The sequence below is a fragment of the Rhodococcus sp. NPDC059969 genome (assembly GCF_042738325.1).
Classification (GTDB): domain Bacteria; phylum Actinomycetota; class Actinomycetes; order Mycobacteriales; family Mycobacteriaceae; genus Rhodococcus_F.
In genome coordinates this window covers 1,787,693-1,809,887 of record NZ_JBHWUF010000001.1, presented here as the reverse complement: position 1 = coordinate 1,809,887, position 22,195 = coordinate 1,787,693, and the positions used below count along the sequence as shown (strand labels likewise).

Annotated in this window: 24 protein-coding genes; 12 read left to right on the top strand and 12 right to left on the bottom strand. The window is 61.5% G+C overall.

Annotated features, from left to right (window positions below; genetic code table 11):
* The 3 genes from ACFWAD_RS08480 (at nucleotide 1) to ACFWAD_RS08470 (ending at nucleotide 3,048) form a co-directional block, all read left to right on the top strand.
* Nucleotides 1-459: a DUF5990 family protein gene (locus ACFWAD_RS08480; RefSeq protein ID WP_378531865.1), complete on the top strand. Its 459-nt coding sequence runs from the start codon at nucleotides 1-3 to the stop codon at nucleotides 457-459.
* 73 nt (nucleotides 460-532) lie between these two features.
* Nucleotides 533-2,014 (top strand): flavin-containing monooxygenase, encoded by a 1,482-nt coding sequence (locus ACFWAD_RS08475; RefSeq protein ID WP_378542761.1) that lies wholly within the window; start codon nucleotides 533-535, stop codon nucleotides 2,012-2,014.
* Nucleotides 2,015-2,376: 362 nt separating this feature from the next.
* A complete protein-coding gene (locus tag ACFWAD_RS08470) occupies nucleotides 2,377-3,048 on the top strand; it encodes an NAD-dependent epimerase/dehydratase family protein (RefSeq protein WP_378542759.1) in 672 nt (223 codons plus the stop codon).
* Here ACFWAD_RS08470 and ACFWAD_RS08465 read toward each other — a convergent pair.
* A complete protein-coding gene (locus ACFWAD_RS08465; RefSeq protein ID WP_378531858.1) occupies nucleotides 3,026-3,796 on the bottom strand; it encodes an ABC transporter permease in 771 nt (256 codons plus the stop codon). The genes ACFWAD_RS08470 and ACFWAD_RS08465 overlap by 23 nt on opposite strands.
* Nucleotides 3,797-3,858: 62 nt before the next feature.
* Nucleotides 3,859-4,296: a GtrA family protein gene (locus ACFWAD_RS08460; RefSeq protein ID WP_020908979.1), complete on the bottom strand. Its 438-nt coding sequence runs from the start codon at nucleotides 4,294-4,296 to the stop codon at nucleotides 3,859-3,861.
* A gap of 141 nt (nucleotides 4,297-4,437) precedes the next feature.
* Here ACFWAD_RS08460 and ACFWAD_RS08455 point away from each other — a divergent pair, with 141 nt between their 5' ends.
* Nucleotides 4,438-5,145 (top strand): TetR/AcrR family transcriptional regulator, encoded by a 708-nt coding sequence (locus ACFWAD_RS08455; RefSeq protein ID WP_378542757.1) that lies wholly within the window; start codon nucleotides 4,438-4,440, stop codon nucleotides 5,143-5,145.
* Nucleotides 5,146-5,194: 49 nt separating this feature from the next.
* Here the strand turns inward: ACFWAD_RS08455 and ACFWAD_RS08450 are convergent, their stop codons facing one another.
* Nucleotides 5,195-6,691, bottom strand: coding sequence for an MFS transporter (locus ACFWAD_RS08450; RefSeq protein WP_003940566.1), 1,497 nt, complete (start codon nucleotides 6,689-6,691; stop codon nucleotides 5,195-5,197).
* Between the two features lie 99 nt (nucleotides 6,692-6,790).
* Between ACFWAD_RS08450 and ACFWAD_RS08445 the strand changes: the two genes are divergently transcribed.
* Nucleotides 6,791-7,450 carry a TetR/AcrR family transcriptional regulator gene (locus tag ACFWAD_RS08445; protein ID WP_378531854.1) on the top strand — a complete coding sequence of 220 codons (660 nt, stop codon included), beginning with the start codon at nucleotides 6,791-6,793 and terminating at the stop codon, nucleotides 7,448-7,450.
* Nucleotides 7,451-7,459: 9 nt separating this feature from the next.
* On the opposite strand, the gene ACFWAD_RS08440 is transcribed toward ACFWAD_RS08445, so the two are convergent.
* On the bottom strand, nucleotides 7,460-7,663 hold the full coding sequence (locus ACFWAD_RS08440) for a PspC domain-containing protein (protein WP_378531852.1): 204 nt from the start codon (nucleotides 7,661-7,663) through the stop codon (nucleotides 7,460-7,462).
* Nucleotides 7,664-7,841: 178 nt separating this feature from the next.
* Nucleotides 7,842-8,690, bottom strand: a complete 849-nt coding sequence (locus tag ACFWAD_RS08435) for an alpha/beta hydrolase (RefSeq protein WP_378542755.1) — start codon at nucleotides 8,688-8,690, stop codon at nucleotides 7,842-7,844.
* 229 nt (nucleotides 8,691-8,919) lie between these two features.
* Here ACFWAD_RS08435 and ACFWAD_RS08430 point away from each other — a divergent pair, with 229 nt between their 5' ends.
* Nucleotides 8,920-9,336 (top strand): PPOX class F420-dependent oxidoreductase, encoded by a 417-nt coding sequence (locus ACFWAD_RS08430; RefSeq protein ID WP_378531848.1) that lies wholly within the window; start codon nucleotides 8,920-8,922, stop codon nucleotides 9,334-9,336.
* Nucleotide 9,337: 1 nt separating this feature from the next.
* Here the strand turns inward: ACFWAD_RS08430 and ACFWAD_RS08425 are convergent, their stop codons facing one another.
* A complete protein-coding gene (locus ACFWAD_RS08425) occupies nucleotides 9,338-9,691 on the bottom strand; it encodes a helix-turn-helix domain-containing protein (RefSeq protein ID WP_279164427.1) in 354 nt (117 codons plus the stop codon).
* Between the two features lie 110 nt (nucleotides 9,692-9,801).
* On the opposite strand from ACFWAD_RS08425, the gene ACFWAD_RS08420 reads away from it, so the two are divergent.
* From ACFWAD_RS08420 to ACFWAD_RS08400, 5 genes are all read left to right on the top strand, one after another.
* On the top strand, nucleotides 9,802-10,422 hold the full coding sequence (locus tag ACFWAD_RS08420; RefSeq protein WP_378542753.1) for a malonic semialdehyde reductase: 621 nt from the start codon (nucleotides 9,802-9,804) through the stop codon (nucleotides 10,420-10,422).
* Between the two features lie 300 nt (nucleotides 10,423-10,722).
* Entirely contained in the window at nucleotides 10,723-11,370 is a 648-nt protein-coding gene (locus tag ACFWAD_RS08415) for an ABC transporter permease (RefSeq protein WP_283302663.1), read from the top strand.
* Entirely contained in the window at nucleotides 11,367-12,584 is a 1,218-nt protein-coding gene (locus tag ACFWAD_RS08410) for an ATP-binding cassette domain-containing protein (RefSeq protein ID WP_378531843.1), read from the top strand. The genes ACFWAD_RS08415 and ACFWAD_RS08410 overlap by 4 nt, the downstream gene beginning before the upstream one ends.
* A gap of 35 nt (nucleotides 12,585-12,619) precedes the next feature.
* Nucleotides 12,620-13,399, top strand: coding sequence for an ABC transporter permease (locus tag ACFWAD_RS08405; RefSeq protein WP_378532752.1), 780 nt, complete (start codon nucleotides 12,620-12,622; stop codon nucleotides 13,397-13,399).
* Entirely contained in the window at nucleotides 13,396-14,391 is a 996-nt protein-coding gene (locus ACFWAD_RS08400) for a glycine betaine ABC transporter substrate-binding protein (protein WP_378542751.1), read from the top strand. Before ACFWAD_RS08405 ends, ACFWAD_RS08400 begins: the two co-directional genes overlap by 4 nt.
* A 27-nt stretch (nucleotides 14,392-14,418) precedes the next feature.
* On the opposite strand, the gene ACFWAD_RS08395 is transcribed toward ACFWAD_RS08400, so the two are convergent.
* Nucleotides 14,419-15,195: a trans-aconitate 2-methyltransferase gene (locus ACFWAD_RS08395; protein WP_378531839.1), complete on the bottom strand. Its 777-nt coding sequence runs from the start codon at nucleotides 15,193-15,195 to the stop codon at nucleotides 14,419-14,421.
* A 59-nt stretch (nucleotides 15,196-15,254) separates the two neighbouring features.
* Complete coding sequence (locus ACFWAD_RS08390) at nucleotides 15,255-16,292, bottom strand: phosphatidylinositol-specific phospholipase C domain-containing protein (protein WP_378542749.1); 1,038 nt, start codon at nucleotides 16,290-16,292, stop codon at nucleotides 15,255-15,257.
* A 192-nt stretch (nucleotides 16,293-16,484) separates the two neighbouring features.
* On the opposite strand from ACFWAD_RS08390, the gene ACFWAD_RS08385 reads away from it, so the two are divergent.
* Entirely contained in the window at nucleotides 16,485-18,023 is a 1,539-nt protein-coding gene (locus ACFWAD_RS08385) for a long-chain fatty acid--CoA ligase (RefSeq protein ID WP_378542748.1), read from the top strand.
* Between the two features lie 13 nt (nucleotides 18,024-18,036).
* Here the strand turns inward: ACFWAD_RS08385 and ACFWAD_RS08380 are convergent, their stop codons facing one another.
* From ACFWAD_RS08380 to ACFWAD_RS08365, 4 genes are all read right to left on the bottom strand, one after another.
* Entirely contained in the window at nucleotides 18,037-19,107 is a 1,071-nt protein-coding gene (locus tag ACFWAD_RS08380) for an acyl-CoA dehydrogenase family protein (RefSeq protein WP_378542746.1), read from the bottom strand.
* A complete protein-coding gene (locus tag ACFWAD_RS08375) occupies nucleotides 19,104-20,231 on the bottom strand; it encodes an acyl-CoA dehydrogenase family protein (protein ID WP_378542744.1) in 1,128 nt (375 codons plus the stop codon). Before ACFWAD_RS08375 ends, ACFWAD_RS08380 begins: the two co-directional genes overlap by 4 nt.
* 58 nt (nucleotides 20,232-20,289) lie before the next feature.
* A complete protein-coding gene (locus ACFWAD_RS08370; RefSeq protein ID WP_378542742.1) occupies nucleotides 20,290-21,438 on the bottom strand; it encodes a TetR/AcrR family transcriptional regulator in 1,149 nt (382 codons plus the stop codon).
* A 122-nt stretch (nucleotides 21,439-21,560) separates the two neighbouring features.
* Nucleotides 21,561-22,112, bottom strand: a complete 552-nt coding sequence (locus tag ACFWAD_RS08365) for a TetR/AcrR family transcriptional regulator (protein ID WP_378542740.1) — start codon at nucleotides 22,110-22,112, stop codon at nucleotides 21,561-21,563.
* Nucleotides 22,113-22,195 lie beyond the last annotated feature (83 nt).

Genomic DNA, 22,195 nt, shown 5'->3' with positions numbered 1-22,195 from the left:
ATGCAGATCATCATCACCGGTCACAGCCTGCCCGGACGGGATTGTTCCGAAACCGCAACCTTCGAAGGACGGAGCAACATCCACGTCGGCGTCCAGCGCCGGGGCAAGCCCCACGAAATCCTCGACCTCGTACCGGGAGACACCGAAACAGTGCGGTGGGAATTGGCAGCGAACCTCGACAGAAAGCCCAATGCCTGGGACATTCTCGGACCGTACATCCAGGGCCCACCGCGCGGACGCTTCATCTACCTGTCCTGGGTGACGTTATCCGAGGACCAGACGTTCGAGATGTTCCGGCGCGCAAAGCTGATGCTCGACGCGGTCCCCGAGCACATCATTGACGAGGCCGACCGTTCCGACGTGCTCCACGGAGAACTCGGACTCACCGACGCCGCAGGTAAACCACTGTGTGCGGCGATCCGGCCGCCGACGATCACGTGGACATCCTCGCCTTACTGAGCATCGTTCAGTAGTGTGGTGAACGAACACCTACTCTGTGGGTGACCACGCGATCGATACGGAGTCCGAACTGATGAGCACCGAACACCTCGATGTCCTGATCGTCGGCGCCGGCTTGTCCGGCATCGGTGCTGCGTATCGACTCCAGACCGAACTGCCCGGAAAGTCGTACGCGATCCTCGAGGCCCGCGCGAACAGTGGCGGAACCTGGGACCTCTTCAAATACCCCGGTATCCGTTCGGATTCCGACATGTTCACGCTCGGCTACCCGTTTCGCCCGTGGACAGATGCCAAAGCAATTGCCGACGGTGATTCGATCCTCCGGTACGTGCGCGATACAGCTCGCGAAAACGGGATCGACAAGAAGATTCGGTACAACCGGAAGGTGACGGCAGCATCCTGGTCGTCAGCGGACTCGACGTGGACAGTCACCGTGACGACCGACGACGAAGACGAAACGCTGACCTGCAACTTCCTGTATCTCTGCAGCGGTTACTACAGTTACGACGGCGGATACACCCCCGACTTTCCCGGACGCGAATCGTTTGCCGGCGAGGTGGTGCACCCGCAGTTCTGGCCCGAAGAACTCGATTACTCCGACAAGAAGGTCGTCGTGATCGGAAGCGGCGCCACCGCAGTCACTTTGGTCCCCACGATGTCGCGGGACGCAAGCCACGTCACGATGCTCCAGCGATCGCCGACCTACATTCTGGCGCTGCCGTCCAGCGACAAGGTGTCGGACACCATCCGTGAGGTATTGCCGAATCAACTCGCGCACAGCATCGCTCGATGGAAGAGCGTCGTAGTGAACCTCAGTTTCTACCAACTGTGCCGACGCAGTCCGGCGCGCGCAAAGAGGCTGCTGAACCTCGCGATCAGTCGTCAACTCCCGGAAGAGATCCCACTCGATCCCCACTTCACACCCACCTACGATCCCTGGGACCAGCGCTTGTGCGTCGTACCGGATGGCGATTTGTTCAAAGCCCTCCGATCCGGCAAGGCTTCGATCGAGACCGATCACATCGACACCTTCACCGAGACCGGGATTCGGCTCGCATCAGGACGCGAACTCGAAGCCGACATCATCGTCACTGCAACAGGATTGAAGATGGAAGCATGCGGCGGGATGTCGATCGAAGTGGACGGTGAACCCGTCACCCTCGGTGATCGTTACGTCTACAAGGGGATGATGATCAGCGACGTACCGAACTTCGCGATGTGCGTCGGATACACCAATGCCTCGTGGACTCTGCGAGCCGATCTCACGTCGATGTACGTGTGCCGACTACTGACCGAGATGGACAAGCGCGGCTATGCGAAGTGTGTGCCGCACGCGACCGAAGACATGGACCAGCGTCCGATCCTGGATCTGGCGTCCGGGTACGTCATGCGCGCGGTTGAACAGTTCCCGAAGCAGGGATCGAAGTCACCCTGGAACATGCGTCAGAACTACATCCTCGATCGTCTTCACTCGACGTTCGGGAGCATCAACGACCACATGACGTTCTCGAAGGCGCCAGTTCGAAGTTCGAAACTGGTACCGAGCAAGAGTTGATCGGCGCCCGCATGACCAAGTAGAGCAGTCGAGCAAATCCACCAATCGATCCGAGAACAAAAAACACGCCCGAACCTGCGACGACGGCACAGAGTGCACCCAGGACGATGATCGTCGACGCCTCGATCATCCGACCGGCGGACTCCGATCCGAGAACGTGTATTTCATCAACTCCTTCGTCCATAAAACTATTTTCAGCCAACCGTCCAGCCGGTTTGTAGGGACTTTAGTCACAAGTCGGGTCAAAATGGACTCATAAATGCAGGTCAAGCGTTCAGTTGGTGGTCGCTGTCGGTCGATTCTCAGACTGTTCCGTAGTGTGCGCATCACAGAAAGCAGAACCAATACCGGCGGGGGTCACAATGAAGGTCATCGTTTTCGGGGCAACGGGGATGGTCGGCAACAGCGTCTTGCTCGAGTGCCTGGACGATCCACGAATCGACACCGTCGTCACCGTCGGCCGCAATTCGTGCGGTTCAACTGCCCCGAAGATCGTCGACATCGTTCACCGCGACCTACTGGACTACTCGGCAATCGAAGCAGATCTGATCGGTGCCGACGCCTGCTTCTTCTGCCTCGGTGTGTCCTCCGCAGGAATGAACGAAGCCGACTACACCCACATCACGCGTGACATCACGCTTGCCGCCGCCACAACGCTGTCGCGCTTGAACCCGCAGATGGTCTTCGTCTACGTGTCCGGTGAAAGCGCCGACTCCACCGAAACCAGCAAGACCATGTGGAAGCGAGTACGCGGCGCAACCGAGAACGCGCTACTCACAGTCCCCCTCACGGCCTACATCCTCAGGCCGGGGTTCATCCGTCCGCGCCCGGGATCGCCGTCGAAAACGTGGTGGTACAAGCTCTTCTATCAGGTTTCCGTGCCTCTCTACCCACTCCTGCGCAAGGTGTGGCCCAACGGCGTTACCACCAGCGAGAACATCGGCAAGGCGATGATCACCCTCGCGGCTAACACTCCCGATCTTCCCGACCGTGTCCTGCGCAGCGACAAGATCAACGAACTCGCGCAGGCCTGACAGCCTTTCCCCGAAATACGAAACCTCGCGCAACGAGTTCCAAAGCCACAGCTACAGCGCAGGTTTGCGCCAACAACAGCCCAGCCAGGACAAGAATCTGTACTGCACCGGCCTGAACAGCCGACCCCGTCGCAAGCAGAACGCCGACAAAAGCGCCGGGCAAAGTCACGAGGCCGACGGTGCGGGTCTGGTCGACTCCGGGCAACAGGGCGTCGGACGCGGCGGTACGGGCGACTTCCCACCGCGCATCGCGTTGCGAGAAACCCAGGCTCAGTGCGGCTTCCACTTCCCCGAAACGATCGTCGACGGCGTCGAGTCCGCGTTTGGCTGCCATCGACGTCGCTGTCATGGCGCCGCCCAAGACAATTCCGCCGATCGGGACAAGAGCGACGCCTTCGACCGGAACCACTCCGGACAGCAGCATGAGTGGCAACACCACACCGATTCCCGATGCCAACGCGACGGTCAGCCACCCGCCGGAAGTTCCTGCGCCGGAGCGTCGTGCAGCGGTGAACGACGCCGCAGCGAACATGCCGACGAGCACGAGGAGTGCTGACCAGATGTGAGCCAATGCCGCGGCAAGGATCAACGAAACAGCAGCCAATTGAAGGGCGCCGCGTGCGAGCGCGCCGGGAACTATCCGAATGCTACCGAGGCGAGCGAATCGGTAGACGAGTGTGGCCACGAGCGCCATGACAATACAGAGCACGGCCAAACGGACGCCGGAGTCGGCTATCGAAAGGCTCATGGGTCACAGTGTTCCCTACGAGCCAATGTGATCCGAACCCGCGATCCGAACCCGCGAACCGCTCAGAAAACCCAACCGCGAAGGGCGACAAACCGCAGACCGCCGACAATTCCGCTCACTGCGATCACAAGGCCCGCTTGAAGGAGCCCGTCAGCACCGGGCAACAGGAATCCGAGCGCACTGATGGCAGCAGAACTGGCGATCAAACCGACCAGGGCGAGCCCGCCACCTTCCCACTGAGCAGTGAACCAGTTGACGCGATCCGCGGCGTGGAAGGTGAGCCGGCGATGCAGCTCGTTCGCAAGAATGGTGCTCAAGACTGCACCTACAGCATTGGCGACCAGCGCTCCGTCACCGCGCAGGGCCAGAAAAGCGGCGAAGTAGAGAATGTTGCTGGCTCCGCCGACGAGAGCAAAACGAACGAGCTGGGCAAAGGCACCGTCTCCGGCAAGAGCGCGAAGCCTCGTAGCCGCAAAACCCGCGCTCCGCGTACCCACCATCGAGATCGGATTGCTCCCGACCCAGATGTCAGACGTGCTCATATCGGCTTCTCTCGTACGGACAATCGGAACCACACGTTCCGCTTAGCAATATAGCACTAACGGAATCGATCATTCCGCTTAGTGCCGTAGACTGTGAGGATGCCGACAACCCACCCCGACGCTTCTCGTGCGGGGACCTCGGCCGACTGCTCACAGCCGCGCCTTCGGTCCGACGCCAAGGCCAACCTCGAGCGGATTCTCAACTCCGCCCGCGAGGTGTTCGCGGCCCAAGGACTGGACGCCACTCTTGCCGATGTGGCGAAACACGCGGGCGTCGGCGTCGGCACTGTCTATCGGCGGTTCGCCAGCAAGGACGAGCTGATCCAGGCCCTGTTCGACACACGGTGCTCCGAGATCGAAACGATCGCCGCCACCGCCCGCGAGATGCCCGACGCCTGGGAAGGCCTTGTCTACTTCCTCGACGTGATCTCCCTGCGCATGGCGGACAACCGCGGATTCGGTGATCTCCTGATGGACGGGCGCTTCGCGTCCGACACCTTCGCTCGCGCGCGCGCCGGGATCGCTCAGCACACCGCGGCACTCGTCAATCGTGCCAAGGAACAGGGCACCCTGCGGAGCGACTTCGAAGTCAACGACATTCCGCTTCTCATGCAGGTCGTCAAGATGGCCCAGAAGTTCGGCGGCGACGAGGCCCCTCAGGCTTACCGCCGCGCCCTCGGGTTCATGATCGACGGACTCTGCGCGTCCCGCACCGGCCATCGAGAACTGCCCGTCCCGGCGCTGTCGTCCGAACAACTCGATCACGTCCTTCATCGGTTTCAGGCATCGCCCGATAAGAACTGCTGACTCGATTTCGGGGTCGACGCCGCAATGGCGTCGACCCCGAAATTTGCTGTCAGTGGGCGATTACCGGCTCACCTTCAGGCGAATCGGGAAGCAGTCCACTCCGCAGAACCAGTCCGGTCAAGACCGCTCCGACCGCGAAAATACCTGCTGCCCAATAGAACGTCGTGGTGTAGCTCTCGACGGCAGCCTGTGCCTGAGTGAGCGGATTCATCTCGCGGCCCACCAGGTAGTTGGTGGAAGCCGAAGCCGCAATCGTGCTGAGCAACGCGGTACCGATCGAGCCGCCCACCTGCTGCATCGTATTGACGGTGGCAGATGCGACGCCCGCATCTTCGTGATGCACGCCGGAGGTTGCGCCCTGCATGGACGGCGCGAAGATGCTGCCCATACCGAGTCCGGTGACCACGAGGCCCGGGAGGATGTGGACGGCATAGGTGCTGTCCACGGAAATCTGGGCCAGCAGCGTCATTCCGATCGCCGCGATGACCATTCCGCTCACGATCAGCACTCGCGGACCAACGCGAGGGAGCAAGACCGCTGTCGAAAGCGTTGCCGCCGTCACGATTCCGAACACCATCGGCATGAATGCGAGGCCGGTCATGATCGGGCTGTACCCGAGGATCAGCTGCATGTAGTACGTCAGGAACAGGAAGACTGCGAACATACCTGCGCCGGAAAGGAAGATCGCCAGGTACGAGCCCGCCCGGATACGGTCGAGGACCACCCGCAACGGCAGGAGCGGATGCTCGGACTTGGTCTGCCAGTAGATGAATGCCGCCATGAATACAACGCCGGCAACAAGCCACGAGATGGTAGGAGTTGCACTCCAGCCGTCCGATTCGGCCTTCGAGAAACCGAAGACGATGCTGAACAAGCTGATCGACACCAGGATCGTTCCCGGGATGTCGAGCTTGGGCCGCGAGTCACTGGTGTGCGGCGCGAGCAACAGGACTGCTCCGACCAATGCGATTGCCGCGAAGAAGAGGTTCACGAAGAGGCACCAGCGCCAGTCGACCCACTCGGTGAGCGCTCCGCCGAGCAACAGTCCGATAGCGCCGCCACCGCCGGCAACGGCACCGAAGATACCGAAAGCCTTTGCGCGCTCACCCGGATCCGTGAAGGTCACGGACAGCAGAGACAGCGCTGCCGGAGCAAGGAGTGCACCGAAGACGCCCTGGCCCGCACGAGCGGCAACAAGCATTTCGAAGTTGACGGCTGCGCCACCGATAGCGGAGGCGACCGCGAAGCCGATCAGGCCGACGATGAAAGTTCGCCTGCGCCCGAACAAGTCGCTCAGTCGACCGCCGAGTAGCAGCAAGCTGCCGAACGCCAATGCGTATGCCGTGATGATCCACTGGCGGTCGGAATCACCGAACTCCAGAGAGCGCTGCGCAGCCGGCAGCGCGATGTTGACGATGGTGGCATCCAAGACCACCATCAGCTGCGCAATTCCCAGTACCGCGAGAACCAGCCACCGCTTTGCGTGGTTGTCCCCTGAAGGCGCTGAGGACTGCTCGAATTCAGTCCGTTCAGCAATGTCTGACATAGTCCCTCGCCCCACCTATGCGGAGATGGCTTCTCCGGTTAGCAAAAACGCTACACCAAAACGGAGAAGCTGTCTCCACTTGACGGGTAGAGTGGGGACATGAGTACCGCAATGGGGCGCCCGCTTCGCGCTGATGCTGCACGTAATCGGCAGTTGATCATCGATGCCGCACGTGAATTGTTCGCCGAAGAAGGGATCGACGTCACACTCGACGACGTCGCCCGACGCGCGGGTGTCGGCGTCGGAACCGTCTATCGACGGTTCGCAAGCAAGGAAGAACTGATCGACGGAGTCTTCCAGCAGAACTTCGCCGACATGGCGGCGGCCGCCGAGGCATCACTGAGCAATCCGGATCCGTGGGACGGGCTTGTCACGTTTGCCGAATTCGCCTGCAGCCGTATGTCGGTCAACCGTGGACTCAAAGACGTCATGAACGGAACCGACGAGGGTTGCGAGCAGTTGGCATGCCAGCGGTCCATCGTCGAACCGTCGGTCGAGAGGATCTTCTACCGGGCCCAGGACGCCGGGATGCTGCGCCCCGACGCCGTCGTCACCGACCTTTTCGGCCTCATCTTCATGGTGGGCGCCGTCACCGAATTTGCGCAGCCCGTCAACCCGACTGTGTGGCGCCGGTACCTTTCGGTGATGCTCGACGGACTACGCACCGAGGGCTTGCACCGTGACCCGCTCCCCCTCCCCCCGCTCAGTGCCGAAGAACTGCACGAGGCCAAACAGTGCCTGAAAGACCGCCGTCGTTGAGCGGTTCGATCAGATTTCCTCACGAGGAATGAAAATCCACATGACGATGTAGATCAGAAACTGCGGGCCGGGCAGCAGACAGGAGAGCACGAACAGCAGGCGGACGGTCGACGACTTCCACCCGAAGTATCGTGCGATCCCGGCGCAGACCCCGCCGAACATTGCACCTGAGCGCGCTCGAGTGAGTTTGCGGGTCTTCATCGGCGAAGTCATGTTCGGTGCCCCTTCAGTAGATCTCGCGGACTATCCGCGTCGATCTCCACTATCCGCCGGCGGGGCACTCACGCGCATCAGGCCATGGACCCATCTTTTCCGGCCGCAATACATACCCAGGTACCAGTCTGTCCCCGCGTCGCACTCAGGGTTCTCCCCCACACATCGGCCCCAGACTTCAGCGCGGGAACAGCCGCCGAAGTCGTTTCGGTGCCGCAAAAGGTTGCCAGTTGTCGACGTCCTGCGCCAGACGGTCGGCGACCGTCCACAACGCCGACGGGTTGTGGGTCAATCCCATGTGACTGCCTTGCACCGCAACGCTTTCCGATTGTCCGGACGTGGTTTCACAACATGCTTGCCACGGAACGATACCGTCGTGTCTGGAGTAGACCGACGTGGCAGGAACCGAAATGGGCGGCCCCTGTTCGGATTCGATGCCGTCGACCGGAGGCAGTATGGCGTGCTTCCCGGACAAACGAGCGTAGAGCGATCCGACTCTCGTCTGCTCCAGACTGGTGAGAGCGAAAGGACTTCCGAGTGTCACCACCTGTCGCACCGAATCCGGCACGTCCCTCGCCAACTTACGAGCGTAGATACCGCCCAAGCTCCAGCCGATGACCGACACCTTCTGCTCGTACCGATCCGCCACCTGGGCCAATGCGGCGGGCAATCCGTCGACCACCATCGCCGTCGGGCCGGTGTTGACGCCCAGATTCCAGCCGTGGACGCGGTATCCGAGGAAACTCAGGTACGCCCTCAAGGCAAGAGTCGACACGTCCGATGTCAGCAGTCCGGGGAGAACGAGGACTGGGTGCCCGTCTCCACGCGGTGATCGAAGCAACCAAGGGGCCGCGAGAAGCAGTGAAGCGATGTCGACCAGTCCGCGCGTCGGCTCGCTCAGACACATCGCCAGTGATGGGGGACCCGGAACGAGTGGGCCGACTTCACGAATCAGCGCCGATCTCTGCGCCCATTCGAATTCAGTTTCCGCGAAATCGATCGCAGAGACTTCCGCAACTACGGACACCTGGACTCCTGTCAGCCGGTGCCCTGATGGGGGCGGTTCCGCGGGCTGTGTGCTCAACCCGCGGAACCTTGTCCTCGTCCACCACCGGTAGCGAACAGGACCCGTTCTGCCCACAGATTCGTGACCAAATGCCTCTCGACCCCACGAACACTGTGTGATCCAAAACACTAGTTTTGGATACGTTGCATCTACGTTGCGTACATGTTTCGTCGCGCGGAAGGAGAAATAGATGTCATTCACGGACGAAGAAATCGCCTACCTGCAGTCGCAGCCACTGGCACGCGTGGCCACCGTCTCACCGGACGGTCAACCCGATGTCGTGCCGTTGGCTTTCGAGTACGACGGGGTCCATTTGTGGATCGGCGGGGTAGGCGAAGCCGTCCTGAACACCAAGAAGTTCCGCAATATCGGTTCGGGGCAACTCGAAGTCGCCCTCGTCATGGACGACATGCCGTCATTCGAGCCGTTTGTCGCGCGCGGGATCAGGATCTACGGGATCGCTGAACAGCCGATCGAGAGGGTAGGAATGGTCGGCCCCGGAATCTATTCACGCATCACGCCGACAGTCTCGTGGAGTTGGAACTTGGCGGGAGAACCGGCAGGTGACACCTGGTACGAATCTCACAAGACTGTTCACACGCAATAGGTCAGTTCGGGCAACTCTCGGGCGGCAGATTTTCGGCGGCCCAGGTTGTCAGTTCACTGAGAGCGGGAAGCAGCGCCTGCCCCGAGGCCGTCAGTTCGTACTCCACGGCGATGGGCGGACCTGCGTCGACGGTCCTCGTAACCAGGCCTGCCCCGGCCAGCTCCGTCAGGCGTTCCGAGAGCACCGAATCGCTGATCCCGCCGACCGCTCGCTTGAGTTCGGAGAATCCCGCCGGCCCGTTCAGCAGCGTGCCGAGAATGACGCCGTTCCATCGTTTGCCCAGGAAGCCGAACGCACGGGCCAACGCCCCGTCACATGCGCGGGGCTCGTGCTCCGCTTCGCTCTTGCTTGCCACCCCACCATCCTAGTCATAGTGCTAACGTATCCGTAGGTACTATTTTTTTACTAGCAACTAGCTTTACCGGGCAAAGTTCGGTGGAGCTACCACCGAACGGAAGCCCCCTGATGTCTCTCGACGCAGCCACCCCATTCACCGACCAGCAACTCGACCAAGCTGGCCGCGAACTCCTCTTCACCGAGGCTCGCACCGCCAACTCCTTCTCGAACGAACCTGTGACCGACGACGAGCTCACCGCAATCTGGGAGCTCGCGAAGTGGGCACCGACGGCGGCAAACACCAATCCGTTGCGAGTGCTGTTCGTCCGTACCGAGGAAGGCAAAGCGCGCCTCATCGAGCACATGGCAGACGGCAACAAGGCCAAGACCGAGGCCGCTCCCGCCGTTGCCGTTCTTGCCGTCGACACCAAGTTCTACGAGCACATCCCGGCGCTGTTCCCCATCCGTCCGGAGATGAAGGACTACTTCGAGTCCGACGACGCTGCCGCCACATCGAGCAGTAAGTTCAACGCCGCACTGCAGGCCGGCTACCTCATCCTCGCGATACGGGCCCAGGGTTTGGTCGCCGGCCCGATGGCCGGGTTCGACGCCGACGGCATCGACGGCGAGTTCTTCGCCGACGGACGCTTCAAGACCATCCTGGTGGTCAACATCGGCCATCCCGGCGAGAACCCGTGGTTCGATCGTCTGCCGCGACTCTCAAATGAGGATGCGCTCACCTGGGCCTGAGGCCAATTCGGACAAATGAAGCAATGCGGGAGAGTTCTTCGGAGCTCTCCCGCTTTGTCGTCTCCAGGACGTTTCAACGTCTCACGCAGCGGGTACATACCCGCGTCTCGCAAAATCTCACGTCCAGAACAACATCCGACACGCTGCAATCGGAATTAGTTGCAGTATCCGAGTTTTTGGACGACAGTCGAGACAAACCCCTTGGCCGACGACGGCTGCGGGGAAAGCCCTTGTGCGCCGGTCGGTGTCGAGGGAAGACGTTCTTGCGAGCAGAAGTCCGAAGAAAGTGGGTTCGGAAATATGGGCGCGCTATGGGATTTTGTCGTTGCACGACGACAACAATTGATGACCGACTCGTACCTACATGTTTCAGCAGTTATCCAGTCCGTGATCATCGCGACGATTGCCGCCGTGATCATCGGAATTCTCGTCTACAGAAGCCCGGTCGGTTCGTCCGTGGCAACAGCTTTGGCCAGCACGATCCTGACGGTTCCTTCGTTCGCCCTTCTCGGACTGCTCATTCCGATACTCGGTCTCGGCGTCGCCCCCACGATCACTGCATTGATCTTGTATGCCCTGCTCCCGATCATTCGGAACACGATCATCGGCCTGGACGCGGTCAATCCGGCGATCACGGACGCAGCACGCGGTGTGGGGATGAATCGCCTTCACGTACTCAGTCGAATCGAACTGCCGATTGCGTGGCCGTCGATACTCACCGGTATGCGGGTCAGTACGCAGATGCTCATGGGCATCCTCGCCATCGCGGCGTACGCCAAGGGCCCCGGTCTGGGAAACCTGATCTTCTCCGGGCTCTCGCGGGTCGGTAGCCCCAATGCTGTTCCGCAAGCGCTGGTCGGCACCGTACTCATCGTCATTCTGGCCCTGATCCTCGACGGAATCTACGTCGTCATCGGCCGTCTCACTACTTCGAAGGGGCTGCAATGACCGAAACCATTCCGTCCGACGTATCCGCAGACCAGAAGGTATCCGGAGTCGAGATCGTTCTCGAATCCGTGACCAAGCGTTACCCGGGCCAGAAAGCAGCAGCGGTGGACAATGTTTCACTGACTGTTCCGGCCGGTGAGATCGTGGTGTTCGTCGGACCTTCGGGCTGTGGCAAGACGACGACGATGCGCATGATCAACCGTCTGATCGAACCCACCTCGGGCAAGATCACCATCGACGGCAAAGACGCGCTGTCCATCGACCCGGACAAGCTTCGCCGCGGCATCGGATACTCGATTCAGCAGGCAGGTTTGTTCCCGCACTTCACCATTGCGAAGAACGTCGCGACGGTGCCCGGCCTCATCGGTTGGGACAAGAAACGCATCGCGGCACGGACCGACGAGATGCTCGACCTCGTCGGTCTCGATCCGGACACCTATCGCGACCGGTACCCGCGCCAGCTTTCCGGCGGCCAGCAACAGCGTGTAGGCGTGGCGCGAGCACTCGCTGCCGATCCCCCGGTTCTGTTGATGGACGAGCCTTTCGGTGCGGTCGACCCCATCACCCGCGGCCTGCTCCAGGACGAACTGATGCGTCTGCAGTCGGAGTTGGGTAAGACCATCGTCTTCGTCACCCACGATTTCAACGAGGCAGTCAAGCTCGGTGATCGAATTGCCGTGCTGGGAAACCAGTCCAGCATTATGCAGTACGACACCCCCGAAGCTATTCTCGCCAATCCCGCCAACGACATGGTCGCGGGTTTCGTCGGCGCCGACGCATCACTCAAGCAGTTGACATTGACCCGGGTGCGTCAGATCAAGCTCAAGCAATGCCTCACCGCGCGCGAAACAGATTCGGTCGACGATTTGAGAACCGCACTGGCAGCGCGCAAGTGGAAGTGGGCCTTGATTCTCGATCAGCGTGGGCGACCGCTTCGCTGGGTCTCACCCGGCCACCTCGCTCATGCGTCGAGCCTCCGAGGTGTCGGCAACGAGATCGGTGAGGCCGTGTCCATCCAGTCCACCCTGCAGGATGCGTTGGAAGCTCTTCTCGCCGAGAGCAATGCGTCCACTGTGGTCACCGGACGGCGCGGCGAGTACGTCGGCCTCATCACGATCGACACACTCGTGAGCCATCTCTCCGAGATGCGCGAGGAGCATGCCCACGATCACGACGAGGAGTCCGACGCCGAGAACGTCGAGGGTCGAATATGAGTGCCCCGACCGAAGAGCGCGTCGCCGCTCCCGAAATGGAAACTGATGCGCCCGATCTCGGTGCCGCCGAAAATGCGGCCACCCGCCGAGCGGAACGGATGCGCCTGTACGTTCAGCCGGTCATCGTTCTGATCCTGGTTGCGGGCGTGTTGACCTGGGCGTTCACTCGCGATCTCAACGCGACGCAGAAGGCCAGCATCAATCTCGACAATATCGTCACGCTGACGTGGCAACACGTGCTGATCACCGCAGCAGTGGTCATCATCGTCGTCGCCATCGCTGTTCCGCTCGGAACCTTGTTGACCAGGCCGAGATTTACCCGCTTGGCACCGTTCTTCGTCGGTATCGCCAACATCGGAGCCGCGGCGCCGGCCATCGGCCTCCTCGTGCTGTTCTATCTCGCGACCAGAACAACGGGTTTCTGGATCGGTGTATTTCCGATCGCCTTCTATTCGCTGCTTCCCGTGCTGCGCAACACGATTCTGGGCTATCAGCAGGTGGACAAGACCCTCATCGACGCCGGGCGTGGTCAGGGAATGTCTTCTCTGACCGTGCTGCGCCAGCTCGAATTCCCGATGGCTGTCCCGTACATTCTTGCGGGCCTTCGCACTTCGCTCGTTCTGGCGGTCGGCACGGCGACGCTGTGCTTCCTGGTCAGTGCCGGCGGTCTGGGCATTCTGATCGACACCGGATACAAGCTCCGTGACAACGTCACCCTCGTGGTCGGTGCGGTACTGGCGGTGTCGCTGGCCCTACTGATCGACTGGCTCGGCGCGCTCGCCGAAACTTATCTCGGGCCCAAGGGATTACGATGACCAAGACTTCGATCACCAGAACGTGGGGCTGGAAACTTGCCGTTGCCACGATCGGCCTCACACTTGTCGCTTCGTGTGGTCTCGAGTCCGGTGGCGCACTGCCCCTGGCCGTCGGCCCCGGCAGCATCGCGCCGGTTCCGGAGCTCGAGGGTGTGAAGATGACCGTCGGTTCCAAGGACTTCACCGAGCAGATCGTGCTCGGATACATCATCGAATTCGCGATGTCCGCTGCAGGCGCGGATGTTCGCGATCTCACGAACATCCAGGGCTCCAACAGCACCCGAGACGCACAGTTGAACGGGCAGATCGATCTTGCGTACGAATACACCGGAACCGGGTGGATCAACTATCTCGGAAACGAGACTCCTCTCCCGGACTCGCAGGCGCAGTTCGAAGCGGTCCGTGACGCTGATCTGGCTGCGAACGACATGGTGTGGACGGATCCGGCGCCGATGAACAATACGTATGCATTGGCGATGAGCAAGGAGACAGCCGAGAAGACCGGAGTCAAGACGGTTTCCGACTACGCGAAGTTGGTCGAGTCCGATCCCGGCGCTGCGGTCACGTGCGTCGAGACCGAGTTCAACGTCCGTCAGGACGGATATCCCGGTCTGGCAGCCAAGTACGGCTTCGATGCGTCGCGCGCCCAGCGACAGATTCTGCAGACCGGCATCATCTACCAGGCGACGGCCGACAGCGACCAGTGCAAGTTCGGTGAAGTGTTCACCACCGACGGCCGCATCATCGCTCTCGACCTGGTTCTGCTCGACGACGATCTCCAGTTCTTCCCGAAATACAATCCGGCACTGGTGATGAAAAAGGACTTCGCGGAAGCACATCCGCAGGTAGCAGAAGTCATGGCACCGATCTCGGAGCGACTGACCAACGAGGTGATGACCGAACTCAACCGGCAGGTCGACGTCGACGGCAAGGAGCCGGCAGACGTGGCTCGCGACTGGCTGGTCTCCGAAGGCTTCGTCACCGCGCAGTGATCGGCTGACCGCAAGCCGGCCGACTATCTACCGCTTGCGTCCCACGCAGAACACCCGCCGGAACGGAAACAGCGTTCCGGCGGCTGTTGCGGGATACGCCTCACGCAGCAGATCGGAATACTGGCGCTCGAACTCCGGCGCGTCAGCTTCGCCGAGAACGTCGAGCACCGGCCTCAAGCCCGTCCCCCGTACCCATCCGAGCACCGGGTCGGCACCTGCCAGTACGTGTACGTACGTTGTTTCCCAAGCGTCGACGTCGAATCCGTGTTCCTGGAGACGCTGCGCGTACGCAACTGGACTGTCAACGCCTTCCGGACCGCGCAAGACGCCGCCCAGTCGCTCACTCCACTCCGCGGACTCCGCGAGGTTCCGCATGAGCGAGTGGGACGGAGCATCGAAGTTCCCCGGAACCTGCCACGCCAGCCACGACCCGGACCCCAGGGTGTCCGCCCACTGATCGATCAGCTCGCGATGGCTCGGAACCCACTGCAGTGCAGCGTTACTGACGACGACGTCGTAACCTGTGGCGTCGAACGACATGATGTCCCCCAACTCGACGGTGACGTTTCCCGGTAGGTCTGCCGGGGCCTGCGCCACCATTTCGGGAGACGAGTCGAAACCGGATACCGACGCGTCCGGCCATCTTTCCCCCAGCATCGCGGTCAGAGTGCCTGATCCGCAGCCCAGGTCGGCTACGCGAGTCGGGTCTTCGGTGGCCACCCGGGACACCAGGTCGACGAACGGGCGTGACCGCTCCCCCGAATAGCGGCCGTAGACTTCGGGATTCCACGTGACTGTGCGCATGAACCCATCCTGCACCCTGTTCCTGAGAATTGCCGCCCGTCAGATCTTGTCAGCGGACATCACCGACGCGGCACCACGGTGGACAGTACGTTCGGCAACCTCGACCAGTCCGCGGTGATGTAACTTGCGTGCTGCCCGGCCAACAGGTCGAGTCGCTCGCCCGCCTCGGCTTCCGAGGCGTGGGTACCGTCGATCTGCGGAGCGACCTTGTGCGCGTCGGTCATGACGAGGAGGTAACCCCGTTCGTGGTACCAACTCGGATCCACAACTCCCGTGGTGTAGTCGAGGGCGTCACCGTCGAAAATCACGAACCACGGACGGATCCCCGGATCGGTGTAGCGGTCGAGACGTGGGTCTCCCGGTGACGCCCGGTGAACAGCAGGAAAGGCCGCGCCGAGTTCGACGAGCCCGGCGGAGGACAGATCCCGCAGGTGCGTCGCATACTGCCGGTCCGTCCATTCCGTATCGAGAGGGTTCCCCTCCTCGATCGTTCCCGGTATCAGCTCGAACAGAAATTTCCCGGTCATTTCGGAGGTGCTCGGCCATCCACGCTCGGTGACGGCGGCATCCGGGGTCGAGTAAGACTCACCCATCAGATCGCCCGGCGTGAAAACCGCGTCTCCGAGTGTCCCGAGAATCAAGGCGTCGAGATCCGCGGGCCCCCGTCCGTACCCGGCGGTGAAACCGTCCTTGAGTTCCAACTTGATCATCACCGGCGGATGCTCGGGATTGGCCTCGTGCCACGCCCGCATATCTGCCAGACATCCGCGGAGTCCCTGATCTCGCGGGCCACTTCGCAACTCGGAGGCGTTCGATGCTCCGACGCAGTTACTCTCGCTTGCCACCGGATTCATGTGCGACACACGCCAGTTCGGACCGCCGCCGTTGGTCCACAGGTCCAGCTCGAGCAACGACGCTCCCGAGTCGAGTGCATCCGCAAAGTAGGGAAACGTCGCCTTCTCATAGGAATTGTGGATCCCGACGGACGTCGTCTCGGAGAACGAGCGAGCTTGGTTCTCGGTCGTCTCGGCGCCGGCGGAAGGCGCCGAGACGGCCGCCGCGAATGCACACACACCGGCTACCAGGATTCCACGCATGTTCGACACTCTCGCAGAAAGTACGCCGCGGCAGGACGGAATCGTCAGAGTTAACTGGACGATCGTCTTAGAGTGAGTCGAAGGTGAAGCGCGGTCTCAGGCGGTGGATGAGAGCAATCATCAAGCCAATACCATCATTGACGGAACTGATTCGAGTCAGAGCACTCGTCGAACACTCGCAGGAGGAATCGCATGCAGCTGACTCAATTCGTTCACCGATCCTTGCGAGCATCACCCGATACGGTGATGACCATTTCCGATGGCCGGGCACGCACGTGCCGGGAATCGGTCGGCCGGATCACCCGACTCGCCGGAGGGTTTCAGACTTTGGGACTGCGCGCCGGCGACAGAGTCGCAATCTTGGCTTCGAACTCCGACTACTACCACGAGGCGCTCCTGGCCTGCTGGTGGTTCGGGGCAGTGGCCAGTCCGGTCAATTCACGATGGAGCCACGGGGAAATCACGTACGCGCTCGAAGATTCGGGGTCGAGCGTGATGCTGGTGGGTGACAATTTCGCTTCCATCGGATCTGCCCTTCGCGATTCGTGTCCCAGCCTGACTGCTGTCGTCTACTGCGGCAACGGCCCGGTTCCCGACGGAATGCTCGACTATGAACGGGTGATCGCGGAGGCGACTGCAGTCGACGATCTGCGCGTCGGCGGCGACACGCTGGCATTACTCCTCTACACCGGCGGAACCACCGGACTGCCGAAGGGCGTGATGATCAGCCACCAAGCCCTGATGACCTCTGCGCTGGGTACTCTCGCGGCAGGCAGTGTGGCAGTCAGCAACGGAACGAACCTCGCGGTCAACCCTCTGTTTCACATCGCCGGGATAGTCGGATGGTTGGCTCAGTCGCTGATGGGTGGCACTCAAGTATTCATGCCGAACTTCACCCCGCGCTCATTTCTCGAGGCCGTGGATCGCCATCGCCCAACCACCGTCGGCCTAGTGCCGACGATGCTTCAGATGTTGGTCTCCCACGAAAACGAAACCAGCGAAGACGCAACCACTTACGATCTGTCCAGTGTCAGGATCCTGAGATATGGTGCCTCCCCGATTTCGCCGACGCTTCTCGGGCAGGTCATGCACATGTTCCCCAACAGCTCCTTCGCCCAAGGCTATGGCATGTCGGAAACCGCGCACATCAGCATGCTGAGTCCGGCCGATCATCTCGAGGGCGGCGATCTCCTCCGCAGCGCCGGCCGAGCACTTCCGCACTGCGAAGTGAAAATCGTCGACCCGGCCGGCGTGGAACTACCCCCCGGCGTGGTGGGTGAAATTGTCACGTTCGGCAGCCACGTCATGCTCGGATACTGGAACAAACCGAATGAGACCGCCGACGTGCTACGCGGAGGGTGGCTGCATACCGGAGACGCGGGGTATCTCGACGATCGCGGATTTCTGTTCATCGTCGATCGCCTCAAGGACATGATCATCACCGGTGGCGAAAACGTCTATTGCACTGAGGTCGAGAACGCTTTGGCGCAACACGAATCCGTCGCGGCTTGTTCCGTGATCGGCTTGCCCGATACACAGTGGGGTGAGCGCGTTCATGCCGTGATCGTCCTTCGAAGCGGCTTCGGCGCCGAAGCCGAAGAGCTACGCGCACACGTGAAGGCGCTCATCGCCGGATACAAGGCTCCCCGTTCCTTCCAATTCGTCGATGCCCTGCCGTTGTCCGCAGCAGGGAAGGTACTCAAGCGCGATCTTCGTTGTAACGCAACATAATCATCGACGACGGTCAGGGATTCAGCTGAAATGTCCTGTGCGGGTTGGTGATCAAGCGGGGCAGGGAGGCCGCCGCAGCGACGGCCGTTCCGAGTTCGGTAGCAAGCGTGATTTCGTCGCCGAACTCCGATCGCCAGGCATGCAGTCGACGGGTGAGTTGTTGCAAGCGGTATTCGCGAGTCATGCCGATCGCACCGTGCGCCTGGTGGGCGGCGCGCACGCTCGCGAGCGCATTTTGCGAAACCACCAATTTGGTTGCAAACACTTCGAAGTCGGCGTCGCGACCGGTGAGCGCAAGCGCAGTGCGATCCACGGCCAGCGTCGACATCGATGCCATCTGAGCAAGGGTGACGATATGCTGCTGGACGGCTTGGAATTGCGCGATCGGCCTTCCGAACTGCACCCGCTCCGCCACGTAGCGCCGGGTCAACGTCGACACCGCCTCCATGGCTTCCGCCATCTGCACCGAACGGAGGAAGGCGCCGAGTCTACCGAGAATCCGGGGATCGACCGGGTTGTCACCGTCGACGGTCCGCGCTTCGGAGAACGTCAGACTCTGACGCGGTTGCCCCGCGAGATCCGCCCCGGAACCGATCACTGCGTCGGAGATGTTCAGGAGTACAACTCGATCACCGAGAACTGCCGCCAGCACGGACGCGGCGCTCCCCCACGGCACATCGTGAAAGGTTCCCGATACCAGGCCGTCGCTGGTCCGACGCGCATCGTCGCGCTGCGATCTCGGGGCCACGGTTGCGATTCCGGAGGGCACCGGTAGCCCGGCCGCTGCTGCCAGTCTGCCGGCAAGGTACGTCTCGGCGAGGGGCAACGGCGCAGCGTGCCTCGCGGCAGCGCGCTGCACAGTCACGGCGTCGAGGAGCGAGCCACCGGAACCACCTGCAGATTCGGGAAGACCGACCAGTGGCAGCCCCAGTTCCACTGCCGCGTCCCATAATTCGTTGGGCAGACCGTCGATCTCGGCCTGCGCTACCACCTCGGTGCCGGACTTCTCGGCGAAAAATTGCTCGACCATCGCTTCGAGGTCGGCGTCGAATGTGTACGCGTTGATCTCTGACCCCGAATTCATCGGTTCAACCCTTTCACGATCACGGTGCGGAGAATTTCGTTGGTGCCGCCGCGAATCGACCACGACGGCGCCACCAGCACGGCCCTGGCGAGCAGTGATTCGTACGGATCGTCGGACGCAAGGTCTGGAGCCCGGCCGAGATGCCGCGCGACGGTCGCAACACAGTCCTGTTCGAAGCGTGTTGCCATCTCCTTGATCAGCGCGGCCTCCGTGACCGGCGAGCGACCGGCGTCGACCATCCGTGCAATGGACAGCGACATCCCGCGAAAAGCCCAGCAGCGTGCGGCAATCGAGCCCAGATCGGCGAGGGCAGCGGGACCGCCTTGCGCTGCTTGGTTGGCCGCCCAGTTCTCGAGGACCGGCATCAGTGACATCCAACGGTCGACGCCACCTCGCTCGAGTGCGAGTTCACCGGTGTTTTGTCCCCAGCCCGCTCCGACGTCTCCGAGGCGACGCGAGTCCGGCACGAAAACGTCCTGGAACGACACCTCGCAGAAGTCCTCGCTTCCGTCGATGAACGGAATGGGTGAGACGGTCAGGCCCTCGCTGTCGCGATCGACGATCAGCTGAGTGAGTCCGTTGTGCTTGTCTGCCGAGGTTCGAAGCAGGGCGAGTATGTGTGTGGCGTGGAAGGCGCCCGTAGTCCAGATCTTGGTGCCGTTGACTTTCCAGCCACCATCGACGCGTTCGGCGCGAGTGCGTACCGATGCCAGGTCCGAACCAGCGTCGGGCTCACTCATCCCGATCGAGAACGAGAACTCACCGCTCGCGATATCAGGAAGGAAGTACCGCTTCTGTTCTTCTGTGCCGTTGGCGGCGATGCTCGGACCCGACTGTCTGTCTCCGATCCAGTGATAACCGACCGGCGCTCCCCGCGCGAGAAGTTCTTCCACGACGACCAATCGATCCACTGCTGACCGTCCGCCCCCGCCGTATTCCTTCGGCAGCGACATGCCGAGCCACCCACGTCTACCCAGATCTCGCGAGAACACCGGATCCACCGCCCCGGACATCCCGAGTCCGAGCGGGTAGGTACCGGGGGTGAGTCGCTGGTCGAGGTACTCCCGTACTTCTGCCTGAAGATCGAGTTCCTCGATCGTCAGTTCTGTTGCGTCGAAACGCATGACGTCTCCGATCAGTTTCGTGAGTCGATCTGCCGCCCGTGGCGCTTACCCGAATTTTTCATGCGCCCAGCAGCAGGGCGCAGCCGATCTCGAAGAGTCTGTCCGACAGGTCGTCGCGACGGCGAAGCCGGCCGATTCGGACGGCGTTCTCCACAACTGTCAAAGTGGCATTGACGGTGATCCTGGCGGTCGCGGACTCGAGACCCGGACGGACATTTTCGAGCATCGCGACCCACAGCGCGACGTACTCACGTTGATTCTGTTCACACGTGCGGCGGAACTTGTCCGGTAATTGGTCGAGTTCGCTGATCAACAACCCGATCAAATGACGCTCGTTGATCGCGAAATCGATATGTGCGACAAGCAATCCGGACAGCGCGTCCTCCGGCCCGGTTGCGGTGCCGAGCGCCTGGGCAACGCCGAGCCGTCGCCGCTCGCCGCCTCTCGAGACCGCCGCGATCAGTAGGTCGATCTTGGCATCGAAGTGGTTGTACACGTTCGGTCCTGTTGTTCCTGCAGCCTCGCCGATGTCCTCGGTGTTGACTGCCTGATATCCGCGCTCGTCGAACAACCGAATCGCTTCGGTCAACAAGAGTTCACGTCTGGGCATCACAACCGGAAGATGACCCGTTGCTCCCGCGACTTTCACTTCCGAACGACCCAACTCCGTGTATGCAGCGCGGTCCGCCAACTCGGCAAGCAACAGTTCCATTTGACGCCTCGGCAAGGAGACTCGGCGCGAAGACACACTGTTGAAGACTGCGATGACAGCCCAGGCGAGCAGATAGCTGTCTTCCTGGTCGAGGTCGGGGCGTTCAGTTCGGATCAGTGCCGCATCGCGCGAGGCAACGCTCTTGAGAGTCGAACGCAGTTCCTCACGCTGCGCGTCAGGCAGGTAACGTGCCTCTCGCTGCCACAGAAGTGAGAGACCCCTACGTCTGGACACAGATGCCGCAAGTTCGGTGATCAGCGATTTCAGATCTTCGGACCCCGCGACCCGATCGTAGAGCGATTCGATGCCGGCGTTGACCGCAGCGTAAAGGAGATCCGGCTTGTTCTTGAAGTGCCGATAGAGAGCAGGCGCCGTGATTCCCACTGCCGCAGCCACTTGTGCGACGGACACGTTGTGATATCCGTGCTCACGGAAAAGCTCACCTGCAGCTGCAAGAATCTGCTGCTTACGGTCGCGGGGTCTGCGTACGACCATCGTGACTTTCTCCTTCGCGGCAGCAGACAGACTTCAGGGTACCGAGCCGATGAACGAATGCACGAACACTCTGCACCAGCAGCCAACTCGTTGCACTTCTCACGAACGTGGAGTCCTTCTCTTCAGCTGACGAACGACTCGACCATTCGTCGTTCGGCGGCCGTGTCTGCAAGAGGCCACGCCAACAGCATCAACACGATCCGAACCACCCACTGCGACTCCTGGCCTTCAGGATCCAATCCTGCAAGTTCCAGTGCAGTACGCGGCAGCAATGGCGAGGACACGAGGTACTCGTCGATTCCGTTGGCCCGCGCCGCCGCAAGGCCGTGGCTCATGGCAGCGTCGGATCTGATCGCGTCGACGGCGACGAGGATCGACTCCACGATGCGCTCGTCGCCGCGCAGTGATTCGACCGCAGTCGCGACCTGGCTCGCCACGGATGCCGCGCCTCGTGACAACAACCCCTCGCGGATCGCGGACTTGCCACCTACGTGGCGGTAGAGCGTTGCCCGCGAACAGCCTGCGCGGGCAGCGACGTCGTCGGCATTGAACCGATCGAATCCCTGTTCTCGAATCAGCTCTGCCGCAGCCGCGAAGATGCGCTCGGTTGCGAGTTCAGTGCGGTTACCGCCGGCCAACCAGTCGGCGGCGCGACGCTCGTTCGCACCGGTCACTCTCCGTCACCTCGTCTCAGTTTGAGACAGATTCAATCAGAAATCTCTATGCTGCGGAAGGCGTTGGGTCTCTGACCTGGGAG

Bases quoted from the DNA above. Each gene is read 5' to 3' on its own strand.
- ACFWAD_RS08450 (WP_003940566.1), bottom strand. From the start codon at position 6,691: ATGTCAGACATTGCTGAACGGACTGAATTCGAGCAGTCCTCAGCGCCT.
- ACFWAD_RS08480 (WP_378531865.1), top strand. From the start codon at position 1: ATGCAGATCATCATCACCGGTCACAGCCTGCCCGGACGGGATTGTTCC.
- ACFWAD_RS08370 (WP_378542742.1), bottom strand. From the start codon at position 21,438: ATGGTCGTACGCAGACCCCGCGACCGTAAGCAGCAGATTCTTGCAGCT.
- ACFWAD_RS08455 (WP_378542757.1), top strand. From the start codon at position 4,438: ATGCCGACAACCCACCCCGACGCTTCTCGTGCGGGGACCTCGGCCGAC.
- ACFWAD_RS08430 (WP_378531848.1), top strand. From the start codon at position 8,920: ATGTCATTCACGGACGAAGAAATCGCCTACCTGCAGTCGCAGCCACTG.
- ACFWAD_RS08465 (WP_378531858.1), bottom strand. From the start codon at position 3,796: ATGAGCCTTTCGATAGCCGACTCCGGCGTCCGTTTGGCCGTGCTCTGT.
- ACFWAD_RS08400 (WP_378542751.1), top strand. From the start codon at position 13,396: ATGACCAAGACTTCGATCACCAGAACGTGGGGCTGGAAACTTGCCGTT.
- ACFWAD_RS08475 (WP_378542761.1), top strand. From the start codon at position 533: ATGAGCACCGAACACCTCGATGTCCTGATCGTCGGCGCCGGCTTGTCC.
- ACFWAD_RS08420 (WP_378542753.1), top strand. From the start codon at position 9,802: ATGTCTCTCGACGCAGCCACCCCATTCACCGACCAGCAACTCGACCAA.
- ACFWAD_RS08445 (WP_378531854.1), top strand. From the start codon at position 6,791: ATGAGTACCGCAATGGGGCGCCCGCTTCGCGCTGATGCTGCACGTAAT.
- ACFWAD_RS08375 (WP_378542744.1), bottom strand. From the start codon at position 20,231: ATGCGTTTCGACGCAACAGAACTGACGATCGAGGAACTCGATCTTCAG.
- ACFWAD_RS08410 (WP_378531843.1), top strand. From the start codon at position 11,367: ATGACCGAAACCATTCCGTCCGACGTATCCGCAGACCAGAAGGTATCC.
- ACFWAD_RS08470 (WP_378542759.1), top strand. From the start codon at position 2,377: ATGAAGGTCATCGTTTTCGGGGCAACGGGGATGGTCGGCAACAGCGTC.
- ACFWAD_RS08380 (WP_378542746.1), bottom strand. From the start codon at position 19,107: ATGAATTCGGGGTCAGAGATCAACGCGTACACATTCGACGCCGACCTC.
- ACFWAD_RS08390 (WP_378542749.1), bottom strand. From the start codon at position 16,292: ATGCGTGGAATCCTGGTAGCCGGTGTGTGTGCATTCGCGGCGGCCGTC.
- ACFWAD_RS08405 (WP_378532752.1), top strand. From the start codon at position 12,620: ATGGAAACTGATGCGCCCGATCTCGGTGCCGCCGAAAATGCGGCCACC.
- ACFWAD_RS08440 (WP_378531852.1), bottom strand. From the start codon at position 7,663: ATGACTTCGCCGATGAAGACCCGCAAACTCACTCGAGCGCGCTCAGGT.
- ACFWAD_RS08385 (WP_378542748.1), top strand. From the start codon at position 16,485: ATGCAGCTGACTCAATTCGTTCACCGATCCTTGCGAGCATCACCCGAT.
- ACFWAD_RS08460 (WP_020908979.1), bottom strand. From the start codon at position 4,296: ATGGTGGGTACGCGGAGCGCGGGTTTTGCGGCTACGAGGCTTCGCGCT.
- ACFWAD_RS08395 (WP_378531839.1), bottom strand. From the start codon at position 15,195: ATGCGCACAGTCACGTGGAATCCCGAAGTCTACGGCCGCTATTCGGGG.
- ACFWAD_RS08415 (WP_283302663.1), top strand. From the start codon at position 10,723: ATGGGCGCGCTATGGGATTTTGTCGTTGCACGACGACAACAATTGATG.